The 13,437-nt window shown below is 67.8% G+C and carries 13 protein-coding genes; 6 read left to right on the forward strand and 7 right to left on the reverse strand.

Annotation, left to right across the window (positions count from 1 at the left end):
• Entirely contained in the window at positions 1 to 849 is an 849-nt protein-coding gene (locus ACIRRA_RS31520; RefSeq protein ID WP_402775687.1) for an alpha/beta fold hydrolase, read from the reverse strand.
• Between the two features lie 298 nt (positions 850 to 1,147).
• Between ACIRRA_RS31520 and ACIRRA_RS31525 the strand changes: the two genes are divergently transcribed.
• Complete coding sequence (locus ACIRRA_RS31525; protein WP_402775690.1) at positions 1,148 to 1,630, forward strand: NUDIX domain-containing protein; 483 nt, start codon at positions 1,148 to 1,150, stop codon at positions 1,628 to 1,630.
• 7 nt (positions 1,631 to 1,637) lie between these two features.
• Here ACIRRA_RS31525 and ACIRRA_RS31530 read toward each other — a convergent pair whose 3' ends face one another.
• Complete coding sequence (locus ACIRRA_RS31530) at positions 1,638 to 2,039, reverse strand: heme-binding protein (protein ID WP_402775692.1); 402 nt, start codon at positions 2,037 to 2,039, stop codon at positions 1,638 to 1,640.
• 118 nt (positions 2,040 to 2,157) lie between these two features.
• Between ACIRRA_RS31530 and ACIRRA_RS31535 the strand changes: the two genes are divergently transcribed.
• The 3 genes from ACIRRA_RS31535 (at position 2,158) to ACIRRA_RS31545 (ending at position 4,581) form a co-directional block, all read left to right on the forward strand.
• Positions 2,158 to 3,015, forward strand: a complete 858-nt coding sequence (locus tag ACIRRA_RS31535) for a helix-turn-helix domain-containing protein (protein WP_402775695.1) — start codon at positions 2,158 to 2,160, stop codon at positions 3,013 to 3,015.
• Positions 3,016 to 3,103: 88 nt separating this feature from the next.
• A complete protein-coding gene (locus tag ACIRRA_RS31540) occupies positions 3,104 to 3,655 on the forward strand; it encodes a carboxymuconolactone decarboxylase family protein (protein ID WP_402775698.1) in 552 nt (183 codons plus the stop codon).
• A 98-nt stretch (positions 3,656 to 3,753) separates the two neighbouring features.
• Positions 3,754 to 4,581, forward strand: a complete 828-nt coding sequence (locus tag ACIRRA_RS31545; RefSeq protein WP_402775700.1) for an alpha/beta fold hydrolase — start codon at positions 3,754 to 3,756, stop codon at positions 4,579 to 4,581.
• Between the two features lie 478 nt (positions 4,582 to 5,059).
• Here ACIRRA_RS31545 and ACIRRA_RS31550 read toward each other — a convergent pair whose 3' ends face one another.
• Entirely contained in the window at positions 5,060 to 5,338 is a 279-nt protein-coding gene (locus tag ACIRRA_RS31550) for a hypothetical protein (protein WP_402775702.1), read from the reverse strand.
• Positions 5,339 to 5,616: 278 nt separating this feature from the next.
• Here ACIRRA_RS31550 and ACIRRA_RS31555 point away from each other — a divergent pair, with 278 nt between their 5' ends.
• The gene (locus ACIRRA_RS31555; RefSeq protein WP_402775705.1) at positions 5,617 to 6,345 is read left to right on the forward strand and encodes a VIT family protein; all 729 of its coding nucleotides are present in this window, start codon (positions 5,617 to 5,619) and stop codon (positions 6,343 to 6,345) included.
• A gap of 27 nt (positions 6,346 to 6,372) precedes the next feature.
• Here ACIRRA_RS31555 and ACIRRA_RS31560 read toward each other — a convergent pair whose 3' ends face one another.
• The gene (locus ACIRRA_RS31560; protein ID WP_402775707.1) at positions 6,373 to 7,080 is read right to left on the reverse strand and encodes a hypothetical protein; all 708 of its coding nucleotides are present in this window, start codon (positions 7,078 to 7,080) and stop codon (positions 6,373 to 6,375) included.
• Positions 7,081 to 7,713: 633 nt separating this feature from the next.
• On the opposite strand from ACIRRA_RS31560, the gene ACIRRA_RS31565 reads away from it, so the two are divergent.
• The gene (locus ACIRRA_RS31565; RefSeq protein ID WP_402775710.1) at positions 7,714 to 8,256 is read left to right on the forward strand and encodes a hypothetical protein; all 543 of its coding nucleotides are present in this window, start codon (positions 7,714 to 7,716) and stop codon (positions 8,254 to 8,256) included.
• Between the two features lie 49 nt (positions 8,257 to 8,305).
• Here ACIRRA_RS31565 and nuoN read toward each other — a convergent pair whose 3' ends face one another.
• Genes nuoN through nuoL form a run of 3 tightly spaced genes read right to left on the reverse strand, consistent with a single transcriptional unit; the run spans position 8,306 to position 13,433 of the window.
• The gene (nuoN, locus tag ACIRRA_RS31570) at positions 8,306 to 9,919 is read right to left on the reverse strand and encodes an NADH-quinone oxidoreductase subunit NuoN (protein WP_402775711.1); all 1,614 of its coding nucleotides are present in this window, start codon (positions 9,917 to 9,919) and stop codon (positions 8,306 to 8,308) included.
• Positions 9,916 to 11,532: an NADH-quinone oxidoreductase subunit M gene (locus ACIRRA_RS31575; protein WP_402775714.1), complete on the reverse strand. Its 1,617-nt coding sequence runs from the start codon at positions 11,530 to 11,532 to the stop codon at positions 9,916 to 9,918. Before ACIRRA_RS31575 ends, nuoN begins: the two co-directional genes overlap by 4 nt.
• 29 nt (positions 11,533 to 11,561) lie before the next feature.
• Positions 11,562 to 13,433, reverse strand: coding sequence for an NADH-quinone oxidoreductase subunit L (gene nuoL, locus ACIRRA_RS31580; protein ID WP_402775985.1), 1,872 nt, complete (start codon positions 13,431 to 13,433; stop codon positions 11,562 to 11,564).
• Positions 13,434 to 13,437: the final 4 nt, after the last annotated feature.

Below are 13,437 nucleotides of genomic sequence, written 5' to 3' on the forward strand. Positions count from 1 at the left end.
CTAACAGCGGCCGGCGCTTTCGGCCCGTAGGCGGGCGGTCATGGTGTCGGCCAGTTGCGCGGCGAATTCGGGTGCTTCGGTGCGCATTCCATTGTGGGCGCCGGGGAATTCGGTGACCTCGCGGCCGATCCGGCGGGCGATCTCCATGGCGGGGCGGTACGGCAGGCAACCCCGCGTCTCGCGCCCGACCGCCAGGACCACCCGGTCGGCCATCGGGGCCAGCGCCTGGTAATCGGGCAGGTACGCAGTGAATTCCCGCAGTTCGTACTCCAGCATGAGCGGGCCGTTGGCCGCCAGCCGCGCCCACATCTCGGCGGCGCGTGGTGGTAGCTCGGCCGGTACGGGAGACGGCTTCATCGCATTGCTGATCCCAGCCAGGAAGCGCGCACCCGCCGCGGCCGGGCTCTCGGTGCGGAACAGCGTGTAGACCTCCTCGATCATGGCGCGCTGCTCGGCGGCATCGGGAAGCACCGCGAAGCAGGGCGGTTCGTGCGCTATCAGGAGGCGCACCCGATCCGGATGCCGCGCCAGTAGATCCAGGCCGACGATCGCGCCCGCACTGCCGCCGACGACGAACGCGGGCTCGTCGGTGAGATGGTCGAGCAGCCGGAAGGCGTCATCACTCTGCACCTCGACCCGCTGTGTCTGCTGCGGCCCGTCCAGCACGCTGCGCGAATATCCGCGCGGATCCAGCGACACCACCGTGAACCGGTCCTCGAGCACCTCGGCGATCGGATCGGCCGAGGCCGCGTCACCCCCACCGCCGGGCAGGAACAACACCGGCGGCCCGCTGCCGCGCACCTCATAGTAGAGGGTCGCGCCGGGTACGCGCAACGTCTCGAATCTCATTGCGGTGTCTCCTCTTTCGAATTCGGACTGCATGGCAACCGTGGGACAGCGGCTAACCTAGTAAAATTAGGGTGAAACCTAATATATATAGGTTTGGAGAGTTTGCCAAACGGCGTCGGCCGCTCGCGGGCTGGGCGAAAGAGCAGAAGTCGGTCGACCGATCGACCCCGCTACCCGACTACCGGACGCTGCTCGACACCACCTTCGCGAGCCACGGGAACTGACTCGTTCCGCCGGTCCGCAACCCGCTCGGTCAAACTCGACCGAGGCCGGAAAGTGCCGGTTACTGTTGTGCCGCATGGGTTCTGAACCGTACGACTATGTCGCCGGACTGCCTCGCAAGCGCATGGGTGCGGGTGCGCTGTTCGTCGACGAGCAGGATCGGGTGCTACTGGTCGAACCGACCTACAAGCCGTACTGGGAGGTGCCCGGCGGGGTCGTCGAGGCCGGTGAATCGCCCTACCGTGCGGCCGTGCGGGAGATCCGCGAGGAGCTGGGGCTGATTCTGCCGATCGGGCGGCTGCTGGCGGTCGACTGGGTGCCCGCCGGCCCGTATCCCGACGACGGGGTGATGATGGTGTACGACGGCGGGCTGCTGCCCGCCGAGCAGGTCGCCGCGATAACCCTTCCGCCGGCCGAACTTCGGAGCTGGGCGTGGTGTGACAGCGAGGCTGCGACGCGGCTGCTGCCCGCGGTGCTGGCCCGGCGCGTGGCAGGAGCGCACCGGGCCAGAACGGCGGGGATCACGGTCTATCTGGAGGATGGCTTCGAGACCGGTTGACGCGCAATCAGAGCGCGGCCAGGCAGGCCCGGGCGATCTCGACGTCCTGGTCGGCGGTGCCGCCGGACACGCCGACCGCCCCGATGACCTGTCCCGCGGCATCGGTGATGGGCAACCCTCCGCCGAAGGACACCAGCCCGCCATTGCTCCACTCGATCCCGTAGATCGGGCCGTCGGGCCGGGAGATCTCCCCGAGAGAGGCGGTCGGAATGCGAAACAGGATGGCCGTCTTGGCCTTTCGCTGGGCCAGGTCGATGCAGCCGAGCAACGCGTCGTCCTTGCGGCTGAAGTGCAGCAGGTGCCCGGCCGCGTCGACGACGGCGATATTCATGGGGACTTCGATGGTGTCGGCGGCCTTGTGGCCGGCGGCGGCAAGGCGAGCGGCGGTATCCAGGGAAAGCGATGTCATGGCATCCAGCCTCGGTGTGAAGCGGGCGCGCCGACCAGGGGGTGTCGTAGCGAGGTATCGCGTCCCTGGGGATGACACCACCAGGAACCGCACGATCGCCTGGGCCAGACTGGACGGTATGAGTGAGCTCGGCGAATTCCTGAAGGCCAAGCGGGCAGCCGTGTCGCCAGAGGACGTGGGGCTGCCCGCGGTGGGAAACCCGCGCCGGGTGCCGGGGTTACGGCGCGAGGAGGTCGCGCTGCTGGCCTCGGTGAGCGTCGATCACTACACGCGACTGGAGCAGGGCCGGGTTTCGGCGGCCTCGGAGAACCTGCTGGCCGGCATCGCGCGGGCGCTGCGGCTCACACCCGAGGAACACGAATACCTGCGGATGCTGGTGCAGACCCGGCCGCGGCGCGGGACCGCCAATACGCCGGAAGTCGGTGGGGCGCTGCGGGATCTGCTCTCCGCACTGCAGACCCCGGCGATCGTCCTGGGCCCGCGCACCGACATTCTCGCCTGGAACGCCGGTGCGACTGCGCTGTTCCTGGATTTCGCGGAAATCCCGGTGGCGCACCGGGCGCTGGTCCGCCTGGTCTTTCTGGAGCCCCGCGTGCGCGGGTTGTTCGTGAACTGGGAGCAGGTCGCCGCCGAGGCCGTCGACCGTCTGCGTATGGCCGCCGCCCGCATGCCCGGAGATCCGCGACTGACGCAGCTGGTGGGGGAGTTGTCGGTACACGACGCCGATTTCCGGCGGTGGTGGGCCGGGCACGGAGTACGGACCATGGCCGGTGGGCGCAAGCAGCTACGCCATCCGGTGGTCGGTGAGCTGGAGCTGGATTGGCAAGTGCTGCAGGTGCTTACGACCTCGGAGCAGACGCTGGTCACGTATACGGCCCCGGAGGGCTCGCCCAGTCACGAGGCGCTGCGCATCCTGGGCTCCTGGAACGCCGCCGCTCCGGTGCTGCGCCCGGGGCCGATCGAGACCGGACCATAACCTGGAGCAATATCTACTACGTCCCGTCGTTTTCGGCCTAGGATGTCTCCAAGGGGGCATCCGCGAAACGCGAAGGGGAGTGCAGCGCATGCGAGCAATCACCCGAATCCTGAACTACGTCAAGGCGATGCGGCGGGCCCGCCGCAATCGGACAGATCTCGTCGGCTGGCTCATCCGGCGGCCGCAGCTCCTGGTCAGCACCATGATCCAGGAGACGATGCTGCTGCTCTCGAACCGGGTCGACCCGCATCTGAAGGACCTGGCCGAGCTCAAGGCCGCCGCTCTGGTGAACTGCCAGTTCTGCCTCGACATCGGTTCGACGCTGGCCCACTACGGCGGACTCACCGAAGCGCAGGTCACCGAATTGCCGAAGTATCGGGACAGCGACGCGTACAGCGATCTGGAGAAGCTCGTCCTGTCCTACGCCGAGGCCATGACTCTCACACCGACCGCGCTCGATCTGAGCGAGATTCGCGCCCGGCTGCTGACCCACGTGAGCAAGGCCCAGCTCGCCGAACTGGCCGCAGCCATCGGGTGGGAGAACCAGCGGGCCCGCGTCAACCAGGCGCTCGGCGTGCGCCCGGCCGGTATGGCCGAGGGCATGACCTGTGCGCTGCCCGAACCCCGCCAGGTCGGCTGACATCTTCAGGTTCACACCTTTTCCATTCGCGCAGCAATGAATTCGGCGCGGTCGTACCGTCATGACCGGTGTCCATGTACCGACCGCTTGGAGCAACCATGACCTCGACCGCACCAGTCACCTCCGGAACCATCGCCGTGCCGGACGGCACCATCTACTATGAAGTCCGCGGCAGCGGCCCACTGATCGCCCTGATCGGCGCGCCGATGGATTCCGGACCGTTCGGCGCGCTGGCCGAACTACTCGCCCCCGACTACACCGTGCTGTGCAGCGACCCGCGGGGCCACGGCCGAAGCCCGGTCAACGACACCGACAAGGACTCGACGCCGGAACTGCGTGCCGACGACCTGGCCCGCGTGATCACCCAGGTCGACCTGGGCCCGGCGACCGTACTCGGGTCCAGCGGCGGGGCCATAACCGGTCTCGCGCTGGCCATCGCCCGGCCCGATCTTGTCCCAACCCTCGTTGCACACGAGCCGCCGCTGCGCGAATTGCTGCCCAATCGCGACGAGCTGCGTGCTCGGACCGATGAGGTCCAGGCCGTCTACGAGTCCGGCGATGTGCTCGGCGCGGTCCGCAAGTTCTTCGCCATGACCGGCCTGTCCATGCCCGAGGAAGTGCTGCTGCAGATGTTCGGCGGTGAGCGGGACCCGCAGTCGATCGCCTCCGACGACTTCTTCTACCGTCACGAGCTGCACACCACCTCCGGCTGGCAGCCTTCCCTCGACGCCCTCCGCACCACCCCGACGAAGATCATCATCGGTATCGGCGACGAATCCGCCGACAAGTTCTGCGACCACACCTCCCGCGTGCTCGGCACCGAGCTCGGCATCGAGCCGACCCTCTTCCCCGGCGGCCACGGCGGTTTCATGGAACAGCCCGACGCCTTCGCCAAGCGCCTGCGGGAAGTCCTGCACGACAGCTGACCGATTTTGTCGGCGACCATGCATGGGCGGCGGCGCCTCCCGGGTTTTGCCTGTGGCAATGCATGGTCGCCGGTAAACGCGTGGTTTAGGCTGAGGACACACTGATCCCAGGGCGCGGAGGTGTGGACTATGAGGATTCGAATGGTTCGGGGTGTGGGATTCGGGGTGGTGGGGCTCGCGATATTCGTGGGCGCCGTGGCGGTCTCGCCGGCGGCTCGAGCCGACGGACAGCGCTACGTGTGTGATCAGGTGCAGGTCACGATGGACGGGCACGGGCTCGGGACCGGGAATTGCGTATCCGCGGGAGGCGGAGCACCTGCCATGGGATTGATCACCGGCGCTTTCGATATCACGAGGCGCTCGGACAACTACACGGTGCATTGTTCCGACAATGGCGGCATGGCGACCGGGGAATCATGGCTCCCGGGTGAAGTGAACGGGGGCGCGACACAATGCGCTCCGACTTCCTGACACGGATTCAGTCGGGACGAATTGCCCAGCGCGCGTAGGTGTTTTCGGGATTCACGGTGATGATGTCGGCGATCTGCACAATATCGTCGGGTATCAGGCCGCCGAAATGCGCGAGGCTGGGGACGATCACCGCATCGGCCTCGAGGCGGGAGATCAGTGTGCGTACGCGCACGAACGGGCGATCGGTCTCGGGGCCGAAGACCAGGGTCTTGCACAGGTCGTAGCCGAGCCGTCGAGCCAGATGCTGGATCTGAGCCTCGTCCCACTGTTGCTGTGCCCCTGACACATCGTGCCGGAGGAATCCGATCGCTGATGGTTGTGGCCGCATCTCGCCGCTCTCTTGAACTGATCCGCTGGGCACCGGTGTCAACGCTACGGCTAACCTGCGCCGTACATAGGGTGATCCGCCGAGAAACTGCTCGTCGCAAACGTGTCGCGATCGGAGTGTCCGCGCCGGCGCCGCCGGGTATGCCGCCGAAAATGCTTGGTATGCAATGCATTACCTAATTTCGGTGAGCCTCTCTTTGCTGGCGGGCAACCCTCTGAAGCATTACCGTTCCCCTCGTGAGGGACGGTTTCGAGGGTTCGGTGGCGGTCGCGCAGGCGACCGAACCACATGCGGTGGGATTGGCGACGCGCCTGAATTGGCTGCGCGCCGGCGTATTGGGAGCCAACGATGGAATCGTCTCCGTGGCAGGCATTGTGGTCGGGGTGGCGGCGGCCACCAGCAACAGCGCCGCGATCATGACCGCGGGCGTGGCCGGACTCGCGGCCGGCGCGGTCTCGATGGCCTTGGGCGAGTATGTCTCGGTCAGCACCCAGCGCGACAGCGAGCGCGCGCTACTCGAAACCGAGCGACGCGAATTGGCCGAGCAGCCCGAGGCCGAATTGGCCGAGCTCGCGGCCATCTATCAGGCGAAGGGCCTCTCGGCGGCCACGGCTCAGGCTGTGGCGGAAGAACTCACGGCCCGGGACGCGTTCACCGCGCACGCGGAGGCCGAGCTCGGCATCGACCCGGACGAGCTGACCAATCCGCTGCACGCCGCACTGTCCTCGGCGCTGTCGTTCACGCTGGGCGCGCTGCTGCCCCTGCTGGCGATCCTGACGCCGCAGGCGATCCGGGTGCCACTCACCATGGCGGCGGTACTCACCGCACTGGCCCTGACCGGGGCTGTGGGTGCCCGGCTCGGCCAGGCGCCGGTGGCGCGGGCGACAGTGCGGGTGCTCGCGGGCGGCGCGCTCGCCATGATCACCACCTATGTGATCGGACACCTGGTCGGCGTCGCGATCTGATCGGGAATCGCTGCGGCCGACCAGGTCTCACGCGATCGGGGTGGGCGAGTCCCCGGCCAGCAGGAGTTGCGGGACCTGGGTGAAGGTCCATCCGGTGCCGGTGCGGGTGAAGACATAGACGAGGTCGAAGCGATCGTCGGGCCAGGATTTGGGTGGTGCGGGAGCAATGCCGCCGAGCTGAGCGATGATCGCGCCGATGTTCTCGTGCTGCCAGCTGATCAGCACCGGTCCGGTCGCACCGGCGAGCGCCGAGACCAGCTGCGCCTCCTGCCCTTTCGGGAAGCGGCCGTCGATCCGCACGTTGAGCGCGGCGGCCAGCGGCGTCACGGTCTGCTGCGGCCGCTTACTGCCGTGGCTGCCCGGACCGGAGGCGAAAACCGTTGCGGGCCTGCCAAGTCCGGGACGGAGGGCGGAGGGGGAGCCGTCGGCGCCGCGCGGATCGAACAGCCCGACCAGCGCACCCGCGCGCGCCCAGCCGCGCACGGTCAGCGACTCCTCGTCATGCTCGCCATCCTCGGTGATCCCATACGGCTTTCCCGAACCTGTCGGCTTCTCCGCGTGCCGGATGATCATGACCGCGTCCGGCAGCGCCCCGGTGGCGGGCGGCGGCCCGGCCGGGCCCGTCGTCTCGACCGGCTTGTCATGCTTCTTGCCGCCGCCGCATCCGGTCAGCGCCCCCAGCGCGGCCGCCGAGCCCAGTGCCAACAATGACCGTCGCCCCAGCTCTGCATCCACAACACCCGAACCTACCGACCGGTTCCCGACTGAACCCGCAACGCCGGGCGGCTTCAGCCGATCTTCGATCGACGGCCGCCTTCGACCCCGCTCTGTTCCGCGGCCATTCCCTGCGCCTCGGCTTCGCCGCGCAGGCAGCCTCGGCGGGGCCGGCGACCGCGAGATCATCCGGCACGGCCGCTGGTCCAATCCCCGGACGAGTGCATTCGGGCCGCGAATCCACTGGAAGACAATCTGAGCACCGGAATCTGTGCGCGCGGGGAATCGATTCTGAGGCTCAGCTCGAACGAGCGCTGCCCACCCACCAGCGCCGGTCTCGCGGGGTGCTCGGGTTCGGCAAACAATCCCCGGCCAAATCACCAAAAGGTAGCTGTTGTCGGGATTGGTATCCGTTCGGTCTCGGGGCGGGCTGTTTGGCCATGCGTCGGCTACGGTGATCTTCCCATTTGAGCCGTATTCGATCGCAGGGATTCGAGAATGAACTCGAAGGGTGCTCATGGTTTGCTGTGCGGCCGTCGGTGCCGGATACAGGGACCGGGCGTGGTGGTCTGGGGTTGTTTTGTCGGCGGTAGGGCTGCCGGTGAGCTCGGCGGGTCTGGTGGCAGCCCGAATTCCGAAAGGGGCAGGGTCGCGATGATTCTCGATGATGTTGTTGTGCAACAGGTTTCGTTGCCGGCTGAATCGCTGCTGGACGACTATGGTGCCTGGGTGGCTGGGCATTCCGCTGCGCTGGAGTTGTTCTTCGCGCAGGACGCGCCGACCGTGGGCGCGCTCGACGACCCCTGGACCTTGCAGGGGCTGCAGGCTGCCGTCCGGGTGGCGCGTACGCGGATCGTGGATTGTCGCGGCATCCTCGCCCCTGAGAATCGCGCCCTGATCGATCGGTTCGGACGGTTCGTCGGGGAAGTGTTCGTGCGTCAGTTCGACGGATCGTGGCGCAACGTGCTCGACAACGCACCGCCCGGCGTGCAGGTCTGGCCTATGGTGCGATGCAGCTGTTACCTCACCTGCATCGCACCACACAGCGCTATCGAGATAGCCATTGCGCAAGGCCGCCCCCAGGGACCCGCCGCAACACCCGATGGCATCCTCACCGATCTGTACCACGGTGTGCAGGACAAATACCTGACCTGGACCGCCACCTACCCGACGCCGCAGTACCGGGCGACAGCATGAATCGGGCCCGCCGCGAATGTCGCGGCGGGCCCGATCGATTGGCCGAGGCTCAGTGGGCGAAGGTCGAGGCGTTCTTGGCCAGGTCGAGCAGGGGTTGGGGGAAGATGCCCAGGACCAGGGTGGCCGCGGCGGTGAGGGCGATGACGGTGCTGGTCAGGGTGGGGTAGACGACGGTGGGCGGGGTGGCAGGCGGGTCGGTGAAGAACATCAGGACGATCACGCGGATGTAGAAGAAGGCCGCGATGGCGCTGGAGATGACACCGACGATGACCAGGGTCGCGGCATCGCCACCGGTGGCCGCGGCGAACACGCCGAACTTGGCGATGAAGCCGCTGGTGAGCGGGATACCGGCGAAGGACAGCAGGAACAGGGAGAAGATGGTCGCCAGCCAGGGGGAGCGGCGGCCCATGCCGGCCCAGGCGGGCAACGCCGTTGCCTCGTCACCGTTTTCGTCGCGGACCAGGCTGACCACGGCGAAGCCGCCGAGAGTGCCGAGGCCGTAGACAGCGAGATAGAACAGGACGGACGAGACGCCCGCGGTGGTCGCCGCGACCAGGGCGGTCAGAATGAAACCGGCGTGCGCCACCGAGGAATACGCGAGCATGCGCTTCATATCGGTCTGGGTGACGGCGAGGATCGCGCCGACGACCATGGTGGCGATGGCGATCGCCGCGAGCACCGGCCGCCAGTCGTTGCGCAGGTCGGGGACCGCCACGTACAGCACGCGCAGCAATGCACCGACTGCGGAGATCTTGGTGGCGGCGGCCATGAATGCGGTGATCGAGGTCGGCGCGCCCTGGTAGACGTCGGGCACCCAGGACTGGAAGGGTACCGCGCCGATCTTGAACAACAGGCCGACCGCCAGCATGGCGATGCCGAGAATGGCCAGGGTGTGCGAATTTCCGGCATCGCGGGTGACGGCTTCGGCAATGCCTGCCAGGCGGATGGTGCCGGCGTAGCCGTACAGCAGCGCCATGCCGTAGAGGAAGAAGGCCGATGAGAACGCGCCCAGCAGGAAGTATTTCAGCGCGGCCTCCTGCGACAGCAGCCGACGACGCCGCGCCAGCCCGCACAGCAGGTACAGCGGCAGCGACAGCACTTCCAGCGCCACGAACATGGTGAGCAGGTCGTTCGAGGCCGGGAACAGCATGAGGCCGGCGAGCGCGAACAGGGTGAGGGGGAAGACCTCGGTGGTGGCGACTCCGGCTTTGGTGGCGGCGATTTCGTCGACGCTGCCCGGCGTGGCCGCCGCCTGCGGGGTGAATCCGTCCACCCCGCCGCGCGAGGCGGTCAGGCTCCAGGTGCCGGGCCCTTCCCGCCGCACCGGCATGCGGTCGGCGTGGCGTTCGGCGATGAACAGCAGTCCGAGGATGCCGACGACGAGGATGGTGCCCTGCAGGAACAGGGAAACCCCGTCGATGGCAACGGCGCCCACGACAGCCGTCTCGCGGACATCCCGCAGTCCGATCACCGCGCCGAGCGCGACGGCCAGGCCGCCCAGGCCGAGTACCAGCTGGATCCCGTAGCGGGATCGCCTGGGCGCGAAGGCTTCCACCAGGACGCCCGCGACGGCGACGCCGAACACGATCAGCATCGGGGACAGGTCTCGGTATTCGATGCTCGGTGCCGGGACTGTCGCGGCGAGCAGCAGACCTCCACTCATTTGTGGGCACCTCCGGTGGTCGTCTGGGCGGCTTCCGGCTGCACGGCCGGCGCCGGGTTGTGCTGTCCGATGGTGGTGAGGGTGCGGGCGACGGCCGGATCGATCCGGTCCAGCGCCGGTTTCGGGTACGCGCCCAGGAACAGCAGGGCGAGGATGAGCGGGACCACGACCACCATTTCGCGGGGGAGCAGGTCGTAGAGCCGCTCGTTGCCCTCCTTCACCGGGCCGGTCATCATGCGCTGGTACATCCACAGCACGTACAGCGCCGCCAGCACCAGCGCGGAGGCCGCGAGGACGGCCGCCACCGGGTACCGGGTGAATGTGCCGATCAAGACCAGGAATTCGCTGATGAACGGTGCGAGACCGGGCAGCGAGAGGGTGGCCAGGCCGGAGATGAGGAAGGTGCCCGCCAGGATGGGTGCGACCTTCTGGACACCGCCGAACGCGGCGATGAGCCGGGTTCCCCGGCGCGACACCAGGAATCCGGCGATCAGGAACAGCGCTGCGGTGGAGATGCCGTGGTTGACCATGTACAGCGTCGCGCCGGTGCCGCCCTGAGTGGTGAGCGCGAAGATGCCGAGGATGATGAACCCGAAGTGCGAGATCGAGGTGTAGGCGATCAGTCGCATGACGTCGGTCTGGCCGACGGCCAGCAGCGCGCCGTAGATGATCCCGATCACCGCGAGCACGCTGATCAGCGGCGCGTAAGTCGAAGTGGCCGAAGGGAACAGCAGCAGGCAGTAGCGCAGCATGCCGAAGGTGCCGACCTTGTCGACCACCGCCATCATGAGCACCGCGCTGGCCGGGGTGGCCGACACCGCGGCGTCGGGCAGCCAGGTGTGCAGCGGCCACAGCGGGGCCTTCACCGCGAATGCGAACATGAAGCCCAGGAACAGCGCGTTCAACACCGCGGGCGTCGCACCGAGGTGGCCGGAGTTGGCCGCCTCCACGACCGTCCGGAAGTCGAAGGTGCCGCCGCCATTGCTGCCGAGCTTGTCGCGTGTGGTGATGACGTACAGCCCGATGACCGCCGCCAGCATGATGAGCCCGCCGAACAGGTTGTACAGCAGGAACTTCACCGCGGCCCGCGACCGCTGCTGCCGCACCGCGGCATCCCCGGTCCGCGGCCCGAAGCCGCCGATGAGGAAGTACATCGGGATGAGCATGACCTCGAAGAACACGTAGAACAGCAGAATGTCCAACGCGGTGAACGAGATCAGCACCATGGATTCGACGACGAGGGTGAGCGCCACGTAGAAGTGCGTGACCCGCGGGCCGGTGCCGACCTCCCGCTCGTCCTGCCATCCGGCGAGCAACAGCAGCGGCACCAGCCCGGTGGTCAGCAGAACCAGGACCAGCGCGATGCCGTCCATGCCGAGCGTGTAGCCCGCCCCGAAGGCCGGGATCCACTGCTGCTTCTCGACGAACTGGTATTGCGCGCCACCGGTTTCGAACCGGGTGGCCAGCCAGATGGCGATGCCGAGGGTGCCCAGCGAGACCAGCAGCGCGAAGACCCGCACCCCGGTGCGCCGGCCCGCCGGAAACAGCAGTGCGAGTGCGGCTCCGGCCAGGGGCACGGCCCACAGCGTGGTGAGCCAGGGGAATTCCCGCACGGCACCCAACGATGAACTAGCAAGGTCGTTCACAGGAACCTCACCGCCAGCAGGGCGGCGACCACCAGGGCCGCGCCGGTGAACATGGACAGGGCGTAGGAGCGCACGAAACCGGTTTGCACGCGCCGGATCCGGGCCGACAGGCCGCCGACGACGGCGGCCGTGGTGTTGACCAGGCCGTCGATACCGCGGTTGTCGACGAACACCAGCGACCGGGTCAGGTGCTGGCCGGGGCGCATGAACGCGGCCTCATTGGCGGCGTCGCCGTAGAGGTCGCGGCGGGCGGCCTCGACGAGCGGGCCTGCGGCAGGGGCGGTTTCGGGGATCTCGGCGTGGGCGTACTGGTCGTAGGCCACCCAGATGCCGGCCGCCACCACCGCGAGTGCGAAGAAGGTGATCGCCCAGGACGGGATGAACGGTTCGGCGTGGTGCTGGCCGACGACCGGGGCCAGCCAGTTGGTGAGCGAGGAGCCGTAGGCGAAGAGCATGCCGGAGAACACGGAGCCGAAGGCCAGCAGGATCATCGGCCCGGTCATGGAGGCGGGCGCCTCGTGCGGGTGCACGCCGGCACGCCAGCGGCGTTCGCCGAAGAACGTGAGGATCATGACGCGGGTCATGTAGAAGGCGGTGATGCCCGCGCCGCACAGTGCGGCGAAGCCGGTGACGATGCCGCCGAATCCGCCGTGCGCGAACGCCGCCTCGATGATCCGGTCCTTGGACCAGAACCCCGCGAAGGGCGGAACACCCAGAATGGCAAGGTATCCCAGCCCGAAGGTCACGTAGGTGACGGGCAGCAGTTTGCGCAGCCCACCGTAACGGCGCATGTCGGTCTCGTCGTCCATGGCGTGCATGACCGAGCCCGCGCCGAGGAACAGCCCGGCCTTGAAGAAGCCGTGCGTGAGCAGGTGCATGATGGCCGCCGCGTAGCCGACCGGGCCGAGCCCGGCGGCGAGGACCATGTAGCCGATCTGGCTCATGGTCGAGGCCGCGAGCGCCTTCTTGATGTCGTCCTTGGCGCAACCGATGATGGCGCCGAACAGCAAAGTGATTGCGCCGACTGCCATCACGGCGGCCTGCGCGCCGGGAGCCAGATCGAAGATCGGGTTCGAGCGGGCGATCAGGTAGACACCGGCGGTGACCATGGTGGCCGCGTGGATGAGGGCCGACACGGGTGTCGGGCCCTCCATCGCGTCCCCGAGCCAGGACTGCAGCGGCACCTGCGCGGACTTGCCGCAGGCCCCGAGGAGCAGCAGCAGCCCGATGGCCGTGAGGGTTCCGGTGCCGGCCTGCCCGGCCGCCCCGAACACGGTTCCGAAGTCGATGCTCCCGAAGGTCGCGAACATGACCATGAGCGCGATGGCCAGTCCCATGTCGCCGACGCGGTTGACCACGAACGCCTTCTTGGCCGCCGTTGCGGCGGAAGGCTTCTCGTACCAGAACCCGATCAGCAGGTAGGACGCCAGGCCGACGCCTTCCCAGCCCAGGTACAGCACCAGGTAGTTGTCGGCGAGGACCAGCACCAGCATGGCGGCCAGGAACAGGTTGAGGTAGGCGAAGAATCGCCGCCGTCCCGGATCGTGGGCGATGTAGCCGACCGAGTAGACGTGGATCAGCGAGCCCACGCCGGTGATCAGCAGTGCGAAGCACATCGACAGCTGATCCAGTTGCAGGGCGAAGTCCACCTTCAGCCCGGTCACCGGCAGCCACTCGAACAGGCTGTAGTGCACGGCCCGTTGGTCATTCGACCGGCCCAGCATGTCGCTGAACGCCCAGGCCGCCACCCCGAACGAGGCCAGCGCCATGAGGGTGCCCAGAATGTGCCCCCACGTGTCGCTGACCCTGCCGAGCAGCAACAGGATCACGGCGCCGGCGAGCGGGAGGGCCGGCAGCAGCCACAGCATCATC

Origin of the sequence: Nocardia sp. NPDC101769, assembly GCF_044766925.1 — a bacterium.
Classification (GTDB): domain Bacteria; phylum Actinomycetota; class Actinomycetes; order Mycobacteriales; family Mycobacteriaceae; genus Nocardia.